This window comes from Ensifer sp. ENS07 (assembly GCF_014852185.1).
Classification (GTDB): domain Bacteria; phylum Pseudomonadota; class Alphaproteobacteria; order Rhizobiales; family Rhizobiaceae; genus Ensifer; species Ensifer adhaerens.
The window spans coordinates 285,237-298,607 of sequence record NZ_JACVBE010000007.1; the positions used below are offsets into that span (position 1 = coordinate 285,237).

The 13,371-nt window shown below is 59.2% G+C and carries 16 protein-coding genes; 11 read left to right on the forward strand and 5 right to left on the reverse strand.

Annotation, left to right across the window (positions count from 1 at the left end; translation table 11 throughout):
* Positions 1-250: 250 nt before the first annotated feature.
* The 7 genes from coxB to IB277_RS38960 all read left to right on the forward strand — a co-directional run bounded on the left by coxB (position 251) and on the right by IB277_RS38960 (position 7,746).
* Complete coding sequence (gene coxB, locus IB277_RS22280; RefSeq protein WP_060581459.1) at positions 251-1,228, forward strand: cytochrome c oxidase subunit II; 978 nt, start codon at positions 251-253, stop codon at positions 1,226-1,228.
* Positions 1,225-3,741: a cytochrome c oxidase subunit I gene (ctaD, locus tag IB277_RS22285; RefSeq protein WP_060581458.1), complete on the forward strand. Its 2,517-nt coding sequence runs from the start codon at positions 1,225-1,227 to the stop codon at positions 3,739-3,741. Before coxB ends, ctaD begins: the two co-directional genes overlap by 4 nt.
* On the forward strand, positions 3,741-4,121 hold the full coding sequence (locus IB277_RS22290; protein WP_060581457.1) for a hypothetical protein: 381 nt from the start codon (positions 3,741-3,743) through the stop codon (positions 4,119-4,121). Before ctaD ends, IB277_RS22290 begins: the two co-directional genes overlap by 1 nt.
* Positions 4,118-4,750 (forward strand): cytochrome c oxidase assembly protein, encoded by a 633-nt coding sequence (locus tag IB277_RS22295; RefSeq protein ID WP_060581456.1) that lies wholly within the window; start codon positions 4,118-4,120, stop codon positions 4,748-4,750. Before IB277_RS22290 ends, IB277_RS22295 begins: the two co-directional genes overlap by 4 nt.
* 140 nt (positions 4,751-4,890) lie before the next feature.
* A complete protein-coding gene (locus IB277_RS22300) occupies positions 4,891-5,817 on the forward strand; it encodes a c-type cytochrome (protein WP_246812799.1) in 927 nt (308 codons plus the stop codon).
* Between the two features lie 43 nt (positions 5,818-5,860).
* Positions 5,861-7,201, forward strand: coding sequence for a sorbosone dehydrogenase family protein (locus tag IB277_RS22305; protein ID WP_371813656.1), 1,341 nt, complete (start codon positions 5,861-5,863; stop codon positions 7,199-7,201).
* Positions 7,202-7,488: 287 nt separating this feature from the next.
* A complete protein-coding gene (locus IB277_RS38960; RefSeq protein ID WP_371813652.1) occupies positions 7,489-7,746 on the forward strand; it encodes a hypothetical protein in 258 nt (85 codons plus the stop codon).
* A gap of 134 nt (positions 7,747-7,880) precedes the next feature.
* Here IB277_RS38960 and IB277_RS38965 read toward each other — a convergent pair whose 3' ends face one another.
* The 4 genes from IB277_RS38965 to IB277_RS22325 all read right to left on the reverse strand — a co-directional run bounded on the left by IB277_RS38965 (position 7,881) and on the right by IB277_RS22325 (position 9,667).
* Positions 7,881-8,357, reverse strand: a complete 477-nt coding sequence (locus tag IB277_RS38965; protein WP_371813653.1) for a ProQ/FINO family protein — start codon at positions 8,355-8,357, stop codon at positions 7,881-7,883.
* Complete coding sequence (locus IB277_RS22315; protein WP_192371779.1) at positions 8,254-8,523, reverse strand: hypothetical protein; 270 nt, start codon at positions 8,521-8,523, stop codon at positions 8,254-8,256. The genes IB277_RS38965 and IB277_RS22315 overlap by 104 nt, the downstream gene beginning before the upstream one ends.
* A 194-nt stretch (positions 8,524-8,717) precedes the next feature.
* Positions 8,718-9,206 (reverse strand): GNAT family N-acetyltransferase, encoded by a 489-nt coding sequence (locus IB277_RS22320; protein WP_060581452.1) that lies wholly within the window; start codon positions 9,204-9,206, stop codon positions 8,718-8,720.
* A 278-nt stretch (positions 9,207-9,484) separates the two neighbouring features.
* On the reverse strand, positions 9,485-9,667 hold the full coding sequence (locus tag IB277_RS22325) for a hypothetical protein (RefSeq protein WP_060581451.1): 183 nt from the start codon (positions 9,665-9,667) through the stop codon (positions 9,485-9,487).
* A gap of 332 nt (positions 9,668-9,999) precedes the next feature.
* On the opposite strand from IB277_RS22325, the gene IB277_RS22330 reads away from it, so the two are divergent.
* The 3 genes from IB277_RS22330 to IB277_RS22340 all read left to right on the forward strand — a co-directional run bounded on the left by IB277_RS22330 (position 10,000) and on the right by IB277_RS22340 (position 11,785).
* A complete protein-coding gene (locus IB277_RS22330; protein WP_060581450.1) occupies positions 10,000-10,311 on the forward strand; it encodes a hypothetical protein in 312 nt (103 codons plus the stop codon).
* A gap of 8 nt (positions 10,312-10,319) precedes the next feature.
* Entirely contained in the window at positions 10,320-10,730 is a 411-nt protein-coding gene (locus IB277_RS22335) for a PAS domain-containing protein (protein ID WP_060581449.1), read from the forward strand.
* Between the two features lie 167 nt (positions 10,731-10,897).
* Entirely contained in the window at positions 10,898-11,785 is an 888-nt protein-coding gene (locus tag IB277_RS22340) for a hypothetical protein (protein WP_192371780.1), read from the forward strand.
* A 114-nt stretch (positions 11,786-11,899) separates the two neighbouring features.
* Here IB277_RS22340 and IB277_RS22345 read toward each other — a convergent pair whose 3' ends face one another.
* On the reverse strand, positions 11,900-12,205 hold the full coding sequence (locus tag IB277_RS22345; RefSeq protein ID WP_192371781.1) for a DUF982 domain-containing protein: 306 nt from the start codon (positions 12,203-12,205) through the stop codon (positions 11,900-11,902).
* A gap of 459 nt (positions 12,206-12,664) precedes the next feature.
* Between IB277_RS22345 and panD the strand changes: the two genes are divergently transcribed.
* Positions 12,665-13,117, forward strand: a complete 453-nt coding sequence (panD, locus tag IB277_RS22350; RefSeq protein ID WP_060581447.1) for an aspartate 1-decarboxylase — start codon at positions 12,665-12,667, stop codon at positions 13,115-13,117.
* Positions 13,118-13,371 lie beyond the last annotated feature (254 nt).

Sequence of the window (13,371 nt, forward strand, 5' to 3'; positions counted from 1 at the left end):
GTTTAGGCATTGGCTCCAATAAGCGGGGTTTGGACACGCCTGGCGGAGAGTGTGAAGGCTGTTCGGGCCACTTTGACGATACTCTTCATCGGCGCCCTTGCAGCGCGGATCCTCGCGATCTGATGCGAGGGACTTGCTCGCCACTCGGTTGCATCTGGGAATTTGAGGAACCTTCCCGTTCTGCCTCCGTTTAGGCAAGAATTGACTATGGAAAGGGTTCGCCACGCTCCGCTCCCACTCGATCAAGCACATGGGACATCGGGTGTCCTTAGTATTTTGCATCCTATTGCTGCCAACCGTTGCAGGATGCCGAGGTCTGCAATCGACGCTGGACCCAGCTGGGGCAGAAGCCCGTCAGGTCTTGGTCCTGTTCCTGGTGATGGCCGTTTCCGCCGCCCTTATCTGGCTTGTTGTCGCAGCAACACTCTTGTTCGCGATCCGCCAGAAACGTCAGGTGGCTGAGCGAGCCGCATCCCGACTCATCCTGTGGGGTGGAGCCTTTTTTCCGACAGTTACAGTTATTGCCGTACTCGGATACGCCCTCTGGTTGATGCCGGGGCTCCGGCCTCTGGCGGCGACAGAGAAGTCGGATCTGCGGATTGAGGTCACTGGCAGGCAGTACTGGTGGCAAGTTGCCTACCACTATCAAGGTCGCACGATTGCGGCAGCAAACGAGATACGCCTGCCGGTCGGGAGTCGGACAGAGATTGTTTTGAAGAGCGATGACGTCATCCATTCCTTCTGGATCCCCTCGCTCGGTGGCAAGATTGATATGATCCCGGGTCGGGAAAACCGGTTGTCGCTCCTTGCGGAAAAGGAGGGTGTTTTTCGGGGCGCTTGCGCAGAGTTTTGTGGGACGTCGCACGCCCTGATGGCGCTGACGGCCGTGGCCATGGACCCGGCATCTTTTGGAGCCTGGCTCGTTGCCGAGGCGAATGCCTCCTCAAATGTAGGCGGCGCGGGCAGCGATGCGTTCCTGCGTCACGGTTGTGGCGCTTGCCACCGCGTGATGGGTACGCAGGCGTCCGGAACGATCGGACCCGATCTGTCGCGTCTTGGTTCGCGGCAAATGTTGGCTGCCGGGACTATCGCCAATACCGAGGAGAACATTGCACAATTCATCACCGATCCGGGCGCAATCAAGCCTGGTGCGACGATGCCAGCCTTCTCCATGCTTCCGCCGCAAGACATACGAGCGATAGCCGCTTGGCTGAAAGGGTTGAGATGATCCTGCCGAGCGACAGGGTGAGCGATGAGGAGCGGGCGGCCCAAACAGAGCGCCTGCGCAAAGTCTGGGCAAACCCCAAGGGCTGGCGCTACTGGACCAGCGTCAATAATACGCAGGTCGGGTTGTGGTACGCTTCGACCGCGTTCGCGTTTATGCTCTTTGCGGGCGTCTTGGCTCTTGTGATGAGAGCGCAGCTGGCCCTACCCGATAACGATCTGGTTTCGGCCGATTTTTACAACCAGGCTTTCACGCTGCACGGGACCGTCATGATGTTCCTGTTCGCAGTTCCGATTTTCGAAGCAGTTGCGATTTTTCTATTGCCACCAATGCTTGGGGCCCGGGAGCTGCCGTTTCCGCGGCTGGGCGCATTCGGATTCTGGAGCTTTCTTCTCGGAGGCATCTTCGTGTGCGGCTCGATTTTCTTCGATGCAGCACCGTCTTCCGGCTGGTTCATGTATCCGCCGCTTGCGACCGATGAAAAGCTCTCGGGCATCGGCGCCGACATCTGGCTTCTGGGTCTTTCCTTCATCGAAGTCGCATCTATCGCTGCTGCCGTCGAACTGATCGTCGGCATCATGAAGTGCCGCGCGCCCGGCATGCGCATCAATCTGATGCCGCTCTTTGCATGGTATCTTCTGATCGTCGCAGGCATGATCCTTTTTGCGTTTCCGCCGCTGATTGCCGGCGACATCCTTTTCGAGCTGCAGCGCATGTTCGACTGGCCGTTCTTCGACCCGATGCGCGGTGGCGATCCTTTGCTGTGGCAGCACCTTTTCTGGATTTTCGGCCATCCTGAGGTCTACATCATCTTCCTGCCGGCGATCGCCTTGATGGCGATGATTGTCCCGACATTCTCGCGCCGCCCAATCGTCGGCTACTCCTGGATCGTGCTCGCCGCGGTCGGCACGGGGTTTCTCTCCTTTGGTCTCTGGGTCCACCACATGTTTGTGACGGGACTGCCACAAATTTCGCTCGCATTCTTCTCGGCCGCGTCTGAAGCGGTGGCGATCCCGACAGCGGTCCAGATCTTCGTCTTCATCGCCACCATGCTTGCTGGTCGTGTCATCCTGTCGACCCCGATGCTGTTCGGGGCGGGCGGTATCGCGATTTTCGTTATCGGCGGTCTGACCGGAGTGATGGTGGCAATTGCACCCTTCGACTGGCAGGCGCACGACACCTATTTCGTCGTTGCGCATCTCCATTACGTCTTGATCGGAGGCATGCTGTTCCCGGTCGTGGCCGGGATCTACTACTATTACCCTCTGGTTGATGCGAAACGCCTCTCCGATCGGCTTGGGCGAACAGCCTTCTGGCTGATGTTCATCGGTTTCAATGTCACCTTTTTCCCCATGCATCTGACTGGACTTCTTGGCATGCCGCGCCGGGTCTTCACCTATCCCGGCGATCTTGGATGGAATGTCTTGAACCTCATTTCCTCCGTCGGCGCCTTCGTGTTTGCCCTTGGGGTGCTGATCGTCGTGTTGGATGTCCTGCGCCCCAAACACCGGGAGCCTCGCAGGGAGCAAAATCCGTGGAATGCCGGAACGCTTGAATGGATCAGCGAGCCCGAGGAAAATTGGGGCGTGCGCTCCGTTCCCCTCGTCTCGAGCAGATATCCGCTTTGGGATCAGCCCACGCTAGCCAGCGAGATCAGCGAGGGGCGCTGGTATCTTGCCGACGCCGAGGAGGGGCGACGGGAAGGGTTGATTACGTCCGTGCTCGATGCGCGACCCGAACAGGTCTTGCGCGTTGGCGGCACCTCGAAGGTCACCGTCGTCTCGGCATTTTCGCTCGGTGGCGTGTTCATCGCTTTGACCTTCAAGTGGTGGGTCGTCGGCGCGATTGCGGCATTGATCTGCTTTACCGCAATTATCTATTGGCTCTGGACAGGGACCAATGAAATTCCCGAGAAGCCGGAGAAAGACGCCGGCGTCGGGCTTTCCTTGCCGCTCTATGCGTCCGGCCCGTCGTCGGTCGGCTGGTGGGCCATGTTCATCACGATGGTCGGCGACAGCACCGCCTTTGCAAGCCTGATCTTCGGCTACTTTTTCTATTGGACGATACATGACGATTTCACTGCGGGCTCAATCGGTCCTGGGATGACATGGCCGCTCGTCTCGGCAGCGCTCTTCGTAAGTGCCTGGCTTGCGACATTGGCAGCCAGATACTTCAACGCGCACGCATCGGTCGCATGGACGCGCGCCACCCTGGTCCTGGCGTTCGCGCTGACCTCCATCGCGTCGGTCGCCGGCGTTTTGGGCCCCGGGTCGCATCAGATGAACCCAACCGCGCATGTCTATCCGGCAATCGTCTGGGTGCTGGTCTGGTGGACACTCGCTCACGCTGCGGTGGGCGCCGTCATGCTTGCCTATTGTCTCGCGCGAAGCTTTGCCGGACGCCTTTCTAAAACCCACGACATGGATCTGCGCAACGTCGCCCTCTACTGGCATTTCTTGGCGATCACGGCCGTCATCAGCTTTTGCGTAATCGGTCTTTTCCCGGAGGCTCTTTGATGCGTCTGCTGCCAAAGGAAATCGAAACGTTCTGGACGCTTCTGACCGCGCCGCTGATTTGGGCGGTGCATTTTCTCGCCTGTTATGTCGGGGCAGCGATTTTTTGCGCGAAGCCTCAGCTGTTTGGAGGGGACTTTGCGTCGTTGCAGCTGGGCATCGCCATCGTCACGCTGGTTGCGCTTTTTTCGATCGCGCTTTCGGCTTTCCTTGCCTGGCGCCAGTGGGGTTTCGGCGCCCATGACCCACCCCACGACGATCCGACGCGCCACGACCGCCTGTTGTTCCAAGGCTTCGCGACCTTGCTGCTGTCCTGCTTGAGCTTCGCCGCCGTCGTCATGACGGCATTGCCGGCGCTCTTTGTTTCGGGGTGCTTGCGATGAGGGTGCTTTGGTTTGTGCTTGCTGCGTTCCTTCTGGCCGGGCTCTGGCTTGGCCCACTGTTGAGCGCGTGGCGCAGTTCGGTGACGGCTCATATGCTGGCGCATATGGGGGTCGTCGCCGTCGCAGCGCCGCTGATCGCTCTTAGCCTTTCTGCTTGTCTTGCGCGCTTCAAGGGCGCTACCCTCGTCTGGTTGCCTATCCTTGCCTCGCTCGCTGAGCTTGTCGTCGTCTGGGGTTGGCATGCGCCGGCTGCACGTCGGTTGGCCGAAAGCTCGCTCTTTGGCACCGTCCTCGAACAGGCGAGTTTCTTAGCCGCCGGATTGTTTCTCTGGTCCACCTGTCTTGCGGCGGGCAGCACAAACGATGCGCCCCAAAGGGCGGCAGGCGCGTTGGGCCTGCTGCTGACCACGATCCACATGACGCTGCTCGGCGCCCTTCTGGCTCTCAGCCCAAGGCCGCTCTATCAGTTCGGCGAGATAACCTGCTTCGGCACGACGCTCACAGCCGGAGAGGATCAGCAACTTGGCGCAGTCGTCATGCTGCTTGTGGGCGCTGGCGCCTATCTCGCAGGCGGCGTCGCGTTGCTTTCCGGTCTCGTTGATGATCTCGGCCGGCGGAGGGCTGTTTGATGCACCTGCGATGGAAACATCTGGCGATAGGGCTCGCGGTCCTGCCGTTCGTCGTTCTCCTTTCGACCTGGATCGGGTTTTTCAATGTCGGCGCATCCACCGGCCATTGGAAAATCACGGAATGGTTCCTGCATTTCGCGATGCGTTCGGCGGTTCGCACCTATGCGCTCGCCGTAGACGCACCAGACCCGCTACCCAAAGAGGGCATCCAACCGGCGGCCGGTCATTTTGCGCGTGGTTGCGCCATCTGCCATGGCGCGCCGGGTGAGCCCCGCTCGCCCGCGGCGCTTGCAATGCTGCCACAGCCGCCGGATCTCTCCCGCGTCGTCGGGCAATGGGAAGACGCCGAACTGTTTCGCATCGTCAAGCATGGCGTTCGCTTCACTGGCATGCCGGCATGGCCGACCCAGGCGCGGGACGACGAAGTCTGGAGCATGGTGGCGTTTCTGCGCAAGCTTCCAACCATGGAGGGCACCGCCTACCGTGCGTTGGCCTACGGCGACAGGCCGGCACCACCGATGAAGCCGTCCCGATTTGACGAGGCCCTCGCCGAGTGCACGCGTTGTCACGGCGCCGATGGGATGGGCTACAGCCCGCTTACGCCTGTTCTTGCGGGACAGAAGGAAGGCTATCTGGTCGAAAGCCTCAACGCCTATCTCGAGAGGCAAAGACCAAGTGGCATGATGCAACTCTCCGTGCAGGCGACAGACCGCGCGCTTCTGCCCGATCTTGCGAGGCATTTCGCGTCCTTGCCGCGGCAGAAGGTGCTAGGGACCGCGAAAGACGAACGGGTGCGAGAGGGCGAGCAGATTGCGCGGCAGGGCCGTCCTGCGCTCAAAGTACCAGCGTGCCTGGGCTGTCACCAAGATGCGGCGCGAAACCCGCTCTACCCGGTGCTCGCCGGTCAGCCGCAAGCCTACCTCGCCCGGCAATTGCTGCTGTTTCGCGAGGGCTCGCGATCGGGAAGGCCGTTCAGCCATCTGATGGTGAGTGCGGCGGAGCACCTTTCTGACGCAGATATCGAGCGTGTTTCCGCATATTTTTCAATTTTACCTCGTGAGGATTGAAACACCTTGCTCCTGAAATCGTTGGGTTCGGTCACCTAAGGATCTGGTCGTGAAAAAAATTCTGATCGCCATTCTTGTGTTCGCCGGGCTCGCCATCGTTGCTGGTGTGGGACTGGTCGTTCTCTCCCGGCCCGAGGCGACGGTGCCGATTGAACAGACCTTTGGGCCGGATCCGGTTCTCGTCGAGCCGAAAGCCGAATGGATTCCGTCCGTGAATATCGCCGAGGCAACACCGTGGCCGCAGGGAGCAATGCCCACTTCTCCAGAGGGCCTTGTCGTCAACGAGTATGCCGAAGGTTTAGAACATCCGCGCTGGCTCCATGTGCTGCCCAACGGCGATGTTCTGGTGGCGGAAAGCAATGCACCGCCGAAGCCCGACGAAGGCTTTTCAGTTCGGGCCCTCTTCATGGGCCTTTTCCAGGCGCGAGCCGGTGCCGAGACAAAGAGCGCCAATCGCATATCGCTGCTGCGGGATGCGGATGGTGATGGGGTTGCGGAAACGAAAACACCGTTCCTGGGCGGGCTCAATTCGCCTTTCGGAATGACCCTGCTCAAAGGCAAGCTCTATGTTGCCAATGCCGACGCGATCGTGGCCTTTCCTTATGCGGAAGGCGCCACGGAGATCACGGTTGCGCCTGAAAAGATAGTCGACCTGCCTTCAGGTCGCAATCATCACTGGACGAAGGACATCATTGCGAGCCTAGACGGCACAAAGCTCTACGCGACCGTTGGCTCCAATTCGAACATTGGCGAGAACGGTATGGAGGAGGAGAAAGGGCGAGCCGCCATCCATGAGATCGATCTTGCCAGCCGACAGATGCGCCAGTTTGCATCCGGACTTCGCAATCCCAACGGGCTTTCCTGGCAACCGGACAGCGGACAGTTGTGGGTCGTCGTCAACGAGCGCGACGAGATCGGTCCGGACCTCGTGCCTGACTACATGACTTCGGTGCAGGATGGCGCGTTCTATGGCTGGCCCTATAGCTGGTATGGCCAACATGTTGATGATCGCGTCGAACCACAGAACCAAGAGCTTGTGGCCGTCGCTATCAAGCCGGACTATGCGCTGGGGCCTCACACCGCCTCACTCGGTCTGACTTTCAACACCGGCGATCTGTTCGGGCCCGAGATGAAAGGCGGTGCCTTTATCGGTCAACACGGTTCATGGAACCGCATCCCGCGCAGCGGCTACAAGGTCATCTTCGTGCCTTTTACCGCCGGCAGGCCGTCCGGCCCGCCGCGCGATATCCTCACGGGTTTCCTAAGTGCCGAAGGTAAGGCTCTGGGTCGGCCAGTGGGCGTTGCGATTGCTCGCGACGGCGCGTTGCTGGTCGCCGATGATGTCGGAAACAAGGTGTGGCGCGTAGCACCACACGTCAACTGAGTGTTAGGATCGCCGTCGGCTGGCCCTGCCCACTGGGCTCAAGGATTGCGGCGTTGTACGGCGGTCACCGCTTTTTAGAGCACCATGGCACGGATAGATGGGTCGCGAGACTGAAATCAGCATTACGTATCGACCTGAAGCCGTAAAATGTCACCGTCACGCACCTGTCACGCGACAAAGCGGCCAGGTCGCGATAAGTTATGCGCCCATGTCAAGCCCTCGAATTGTCGCTCGCAGCGCACTCGGTTCATCAGCGCCGCGGCATTACGTACGGAGTGGGATCTCTCATGCGCCGCTATCTATTCAATATCCATACAGCAGGCGTCGTTAGCCGCGACGAAGTCGGTAGGAAGTATTCATCGGATGGAGCTGCCGTCGCTTACGGTCAACGTGTTGTAGATGAGCTGACCAAGGATGAAGAATATTACGACGCTATACTAGATGTGGTCACGGCATCTGGGCGGTTGGTTGCGCGGCTTATATCGCGCAACGCTCCGCTCATGCGTCCCGTGAGCCGGCCGGCGGGCCAAGTTTCATTGCATTGAGCATTATCTCTGTGAGTATCTCTCTCGATCGCTATGGGAGTTTTCGCAGCATCTCCGGGGATATCATCGATATCGCCCGTTCACTGGTGCGTCAAAGAAGGTGAGGGGATGACTGCGCGCGGCGCCGGAGGCACTTAACCAGGCGCCCCACTCCGCCCGAGGAGCGATGCTCGGATCAATTCTCTCTTCGAAACCGGCGCTGTGTTTAACTTCGATTTATGCGTTTCAACGCCGGTTCGCGGCTGTTCGTATTGCTGCTGCGCGGCAGACCTGTCAGCGTCCGAAACGCTGCCGACTGGTTTTCCACGGATGTCGTGGCGCCAAGACTTCGGCCGCGCCATCGCAATCTGATGGCGCCGCGAGTGCACGTAGGCTCCGGTCGCCTTGCGTAAGGTCGTAACGCTCACCGCTGGCTTAAGCAGACATTTGATCTCGCTCCAGAGGCCGAGTGCAAACGGCCGCTTTGGGATCGTCGACCGTTTGAGGCAGGACGGCCAGCGGACGGATCTACAGCGCATTGATTGTCGCTGCCCGGGAAAGATCTTTCGCAAGCGCAAGACCTTTGCCCGAGGTTTCTTTCGAGGGTTTTCTCCGCAGCGATTTTTCAACATCGCTTTCGGCCTGGGCCTGCTTGATGCATTCCACTGCCGCTTTCCTCAAGCGATTGTCGGAAGCATGACGAAGCGCGTTTAGCTCTGGCGGGCTCTGGCCGAACTCACAGATCGAGTTGACGCCGAGGCAGGCAATCTGGGCGCGCTCCACCACGCGTTCGATCATTGCGGTGATGCCGTCGACCGCCCGCTGTTTGCTGCGCAACATCGCGACGTGGGCTTCTTGTTCCGAGCCATCAGTCTTACGTTCTGGAACGATCAGTCAAGAATTGACCACCCCCCATTGATGCCATCACGCGCCCTGCCTCAATAAGAGGAGGACCCGGCTATATTGCGGGAAAGCGGCAGTGCTCCGCCGGATCACTCTTGGCCATCGAGTGTCATCTCGATCATCGTCGGGCGAAAGCCTGCTGTAGCAAACAGCCGTTGAGCAGCCTCGTTCCCATGTGCTGTAGAGAGCACGAGCTGTTTCGCTCCTTGCGCTCTTAGCGCTGCAATGGCCGCATCGAGCAGCATCCGGCCGATGCCTTGGCTGCGCCTTTCGGGCTCTACGAAAAGATCGTGAATAACGCCCGCCGGTCCTCGGAGCGCCATGTAGTCATAGCCTTCAACCGATGCATAGGCGTAACCGACGATCATTTCATCGTGCTCCGCGGCGAGGACCACGACATCGGACTTTTCAAGCTGACTTCGCAGCCATCTGGCATAAGACGCCTCTGTGCCGGTTCCCGTCGGGATGAAGCGCTCGGGATCCCATTGATGATGAAGCGCCATCAGGTCAGCCCCGTACTTTCCGAGCACAGGCACATCTTCATCGCGGGCGGCTCTGATCGTGATGGTTGATGGCATTTTACGGCGTGATCCGTCGTTGGTGTTATCCGGCCATCACCTTCGATCGGCCCGGCCGAAGAACCTTGCATCGTATATGAACTTCGTTGTGGCTCAACGGCTTGGAGGCAACCCAAGGCGCTCTGTCTCTGCCGCCAGGTTCTGTTCGCCGAATTTAGCGGCGCGGTCGCAGGCACGCCGCGCCGCTTGCCTTCGGGCTTTCGGAAATTGGGCGGTTTGCCGAGAGAGTTTGCGGGGTCAGCCTCCGGTCGCTCCGCAATAGAGGCGATGTTTCCAGGTTATTCTATTGCCGCTTTCCGCGACCCGTCGCTGCTTTCGTCGAGATCGATAGCGTCGCCGAGCGGGGTAGCCGCGATTGATTTGATTTGTTGCGCGAGAGCCGAAAGCTTGCTCGCAATATCCTGCAGCTCCGAGGCTGAGTTTGAGCCCGGGCGGATGCCCTTTACGCCACGTTTGTCCACGTTCTCGTCCCTTGCGATTGAACTTGGGCGCTCAGTATATTTATAAGATTGAATATAAGGCCACCACGTTCCGCGCGCTTTTGCCTTGGCGCACAACCGGCCGTTTGGATCTTAAGTGCCGGTCCAAGCTGTGCCTCGCCTGGAGTTGGATCGCGAAACAATGCTGCTTATTGGCCACACTCGTGCGTCGTTCGTTACAAAAAATGCTGCGCGTGCGAAAGAATCTGACGTGGAGGATCGCGGTGCGGGTAGTCGTGTCTGTTAGTGCATGCTAAATCGCGTGAATGCACCGATCTGACACAAACACCGCTACGAGCGTCGCAGACCTCGTGATGCAATTTAAAACGGCCCAGTGCCAACTGGATGAGACGGTTTGCGGGTATGACATTGAGCGCTTCCGCTCACTCGAAGAGACGATTGAGCAGTTGTTTCAATCGATCGAACGACGCGTGCCGCGCGACGCAGCCGAATTCAGGACGATCGCGACATTCTATCTCGACCTGCTCGAGGACTGTGATGGCGGCTTCAATAAACGGCTTCATGATCGCCTGCGCCAGCTGGTCGATCGGCACACCACCCGTGCGCACCCGAACGGAATTGGATTTGCGACGAGTGGCCAATCGCTATGGCTGGCAGAGGGTTAGGCGGAGCAATGAAGGAGGACGCAGAGCGCACGTTCCTTGTTGAACTTACCGATGCGGATACGGCCGACTCCGGGATCTTCACGTGGGATATCATTCGCGACCTCGTCTATGGAGATTCTGCCCTGGCCGAACTCTTCGGTCTCGCCGCGAGCGAGACGGGCCAGGGATTGCCGCTGAAACTCTACCTCGACCGGGTCCATCCGGAGGATCGGCCAGGGTTGGCAAAGACGATTACGGAAACGATCGTGGGCGGACGAGCCCAGCAATCGTTCTATCGCGTCAAGACGCGCGGTGGCTTGTATGTCTCGGTCGTTGCTTTTGGTCGGTGTTTCCAGGATCGCGATGGAACGCCGGTCCTCTATTCCGGCATCGTCGTCCTGGAAAGCGCGACATCGACGAACGACAACCGACGCCATTAGCGCCGAAGCGGGATTTTCCCGGCTCGAATGCTAGTTGACGTGACCGGAATCTCCGATGATCGTTCCCGGTTGAACGGTGGATCTCGAGCTCCAAACTCTGAGACCGTGTGATCTGGTGCACTGTTCCGCGGAATCCCGCTCGAAGCGGAAAGAAAAAGAACCAAGCAATGAGCCTGATCTTCTGCCTAAGCGATAGATACCCGCACCTTGGAGGCGACGGCCGTCCGTTGGCGATAGCGTGCGGCGATGGCTGGCTGGGCGTCCTGCATGCATTCTTCACCGAGGCCGACAAAGTGATGGCTGCAGGAGGCTCGTTTACGCTCCAACAGGTGGGGGAGAAGATGGGCGGTCTGCGCGTCCGCTATGACACCGCAGGCGTTGCACCAGATGCCCGCCTTGCGATCGACGATGCCTGCCGGCTGGCTTTGGCGCGATCCTATCATATCTGCGAGGTTTGCGGGCGACGCGGGCGCCTCACCAACTTCGGTGGTCTCTGGAAGGTCGTCTGCAGCGAGCACGCTGACGGCGAGCTCGGTCAGGGCCTTCCTTTCGAAGGCCCTCTGAATGCTCACGATCCCTATTTCCCTGAAGCGGATCCGTTCGTAGCAGGGCGGCCGACCGTTACGGAGTTCGATTCTGCTCCGCTCATTGAAGGGTGGCTTATCGAGGAGGAGAGCGAAGGCGGCCCCCGGCTGTGGCTATACGGCTGGTTCTTCGGCGAGCCTCATACCAGCGACGGGGAGCATGGGCACACGTCTCCCATCGTCCAGATGGACGAAATGGTGCCGCCCCGATGGGTTCGGACAGATAGCCGGCTTTACCGCCTCGGCATCTATTACCCGCCGGCCGAGCGCGAGATCCGTTACTGGGCGCAGAAGCTGTCTCGAGGCCCTGTGCCCTACGGCGAACCTCCCGGTGGCAGCGATGACATTGAGGCGATGCTGACCTTCCTCCGTTCCAGCGGCCGCTTGCGATCAACGAAGATTGACCGCATGGAACAAGCCTACCGCGAAGAGCAGGGACACGTACACGACGTCGGAAAAGTGCGCACGTAACCGGGGCAGTGCGGATATGTGGTGCATCGGCTCGAATGCCGGGGTTCCGCTGATTTGGAGCCCGGCTTTCCTGCTCGTCGGTGTGTTCCGGTTTTCATGCGCAACTTGGCCTCTTCAAGCCAATGGCTTGTTGCCGTGAGGTCCCGAGCGCGCATGATAGTGAGAAGCAACCGCTGACGCTGCCATGCCAGCCTCCAAGCACGCACCGATGAAGGCCTCACGGGCGACTGCAGGTGGGACCGATTGGTTCAACGCACCTAGACACGTCATGATGGCTCGCTCATAGTCTTGTCCGTGCCGTATCGGCCATTCATGTTCGAGAAAATCCAGCGCGTCGTAGACCGATGCGAAAATGCGGTTTGTTCCTGACTGTAGGCGGACAGATAACGGAACCGTCCAAGGTATCTCAGGAAGGCGCATAATGTCCTCCTTCCGCAGGCTAACGGTTTGAAAAAATGAATTAAATTATAAGAAAACTATACAGTGAGAAGCTCCGCCCTTCAACGTTGATACAGTAGTCATCTCGGGGGGGGCGGGCTAGTACATTCGCCGTATGGATTGCGACAACCTGGGAAGGGAAGCTGGTGCCGACCCAGATTGAGGGGCTCGGTTGAGCAGGTTGATATATTAGCAAAGCCGTACCGGAATTGCCGAAAGCGACCTTCCTTGCGGGGGACTTTGTTCGTATCTGAACGCATCGGCTTGGCCGATGGAGTTTTTCTTCCCCGCGTTCAGAGAGCCATCTGGATGCGAAACTTGCCCCGCCTTCCCCGGCGGGGCTTTCTCTCCGCTTGGCGATTGTCCATGCGCGAAGATTTCTGCCTCGTCGGCAGCGCCAGGGCAAGACGAAACCTGATCAACCGCGAGGTGTGAAAAAGCATGAGAAAGCTGGTCGCAGGGAAGCTCCATGGCATTTATGTCACCGAGGCGAACCTCAACTATCATGGGTCGATCACTCTTGACCCGGACCACTGTGAGGAGGCCGGCATCTTGCCGATGGAGTTCGTCGAGATCTGGAACAAGAATTCCGGGGCGCGCATCTCCACCTACGTCATCCTCGGTGAACGCGGTTCTAGGTGCTGCATCCTCAATGGTGCGGCCGCACGCACATGCCAGCCCGGCGACCAGATCATTATATGCAACTCGGTTTACCTCGACGAAAGCCGGCTTACTTCCTTGAAGCCGAAGGTACTGACCTTCGACAAGAACAACCGCGTGCAGGATCGCCTCAGCTACTCGGTTGAGGTCGATGCATCTGGCAAATTCACTTTCGAAATCCTCGACGAGGCCGAGACGGCATTGCCGATACCGCTTATGGTGTCCGGCAGCTGATTGGATTTGGCCAAGAGGCAAACCTGACGGCGGTGTCGTCGCCAAGGACAAAAACGCAGCGGTCGCGGCCTCGCCAGCAACACGGCGTTCGTTGTTGCTGAACCAGTTGCCGACGACCTTGCGCACTGGAAGAAGAGAACCGTAGACTGCTGGCATATCGCCTTCGGCAAGAAAATACTCAGCTACGAGCTATGCTTGAGCGGTTTGGAGCAACTAGCTGGCGCGCCGAGGCGGCGTCCGCACTCACTCAGAAC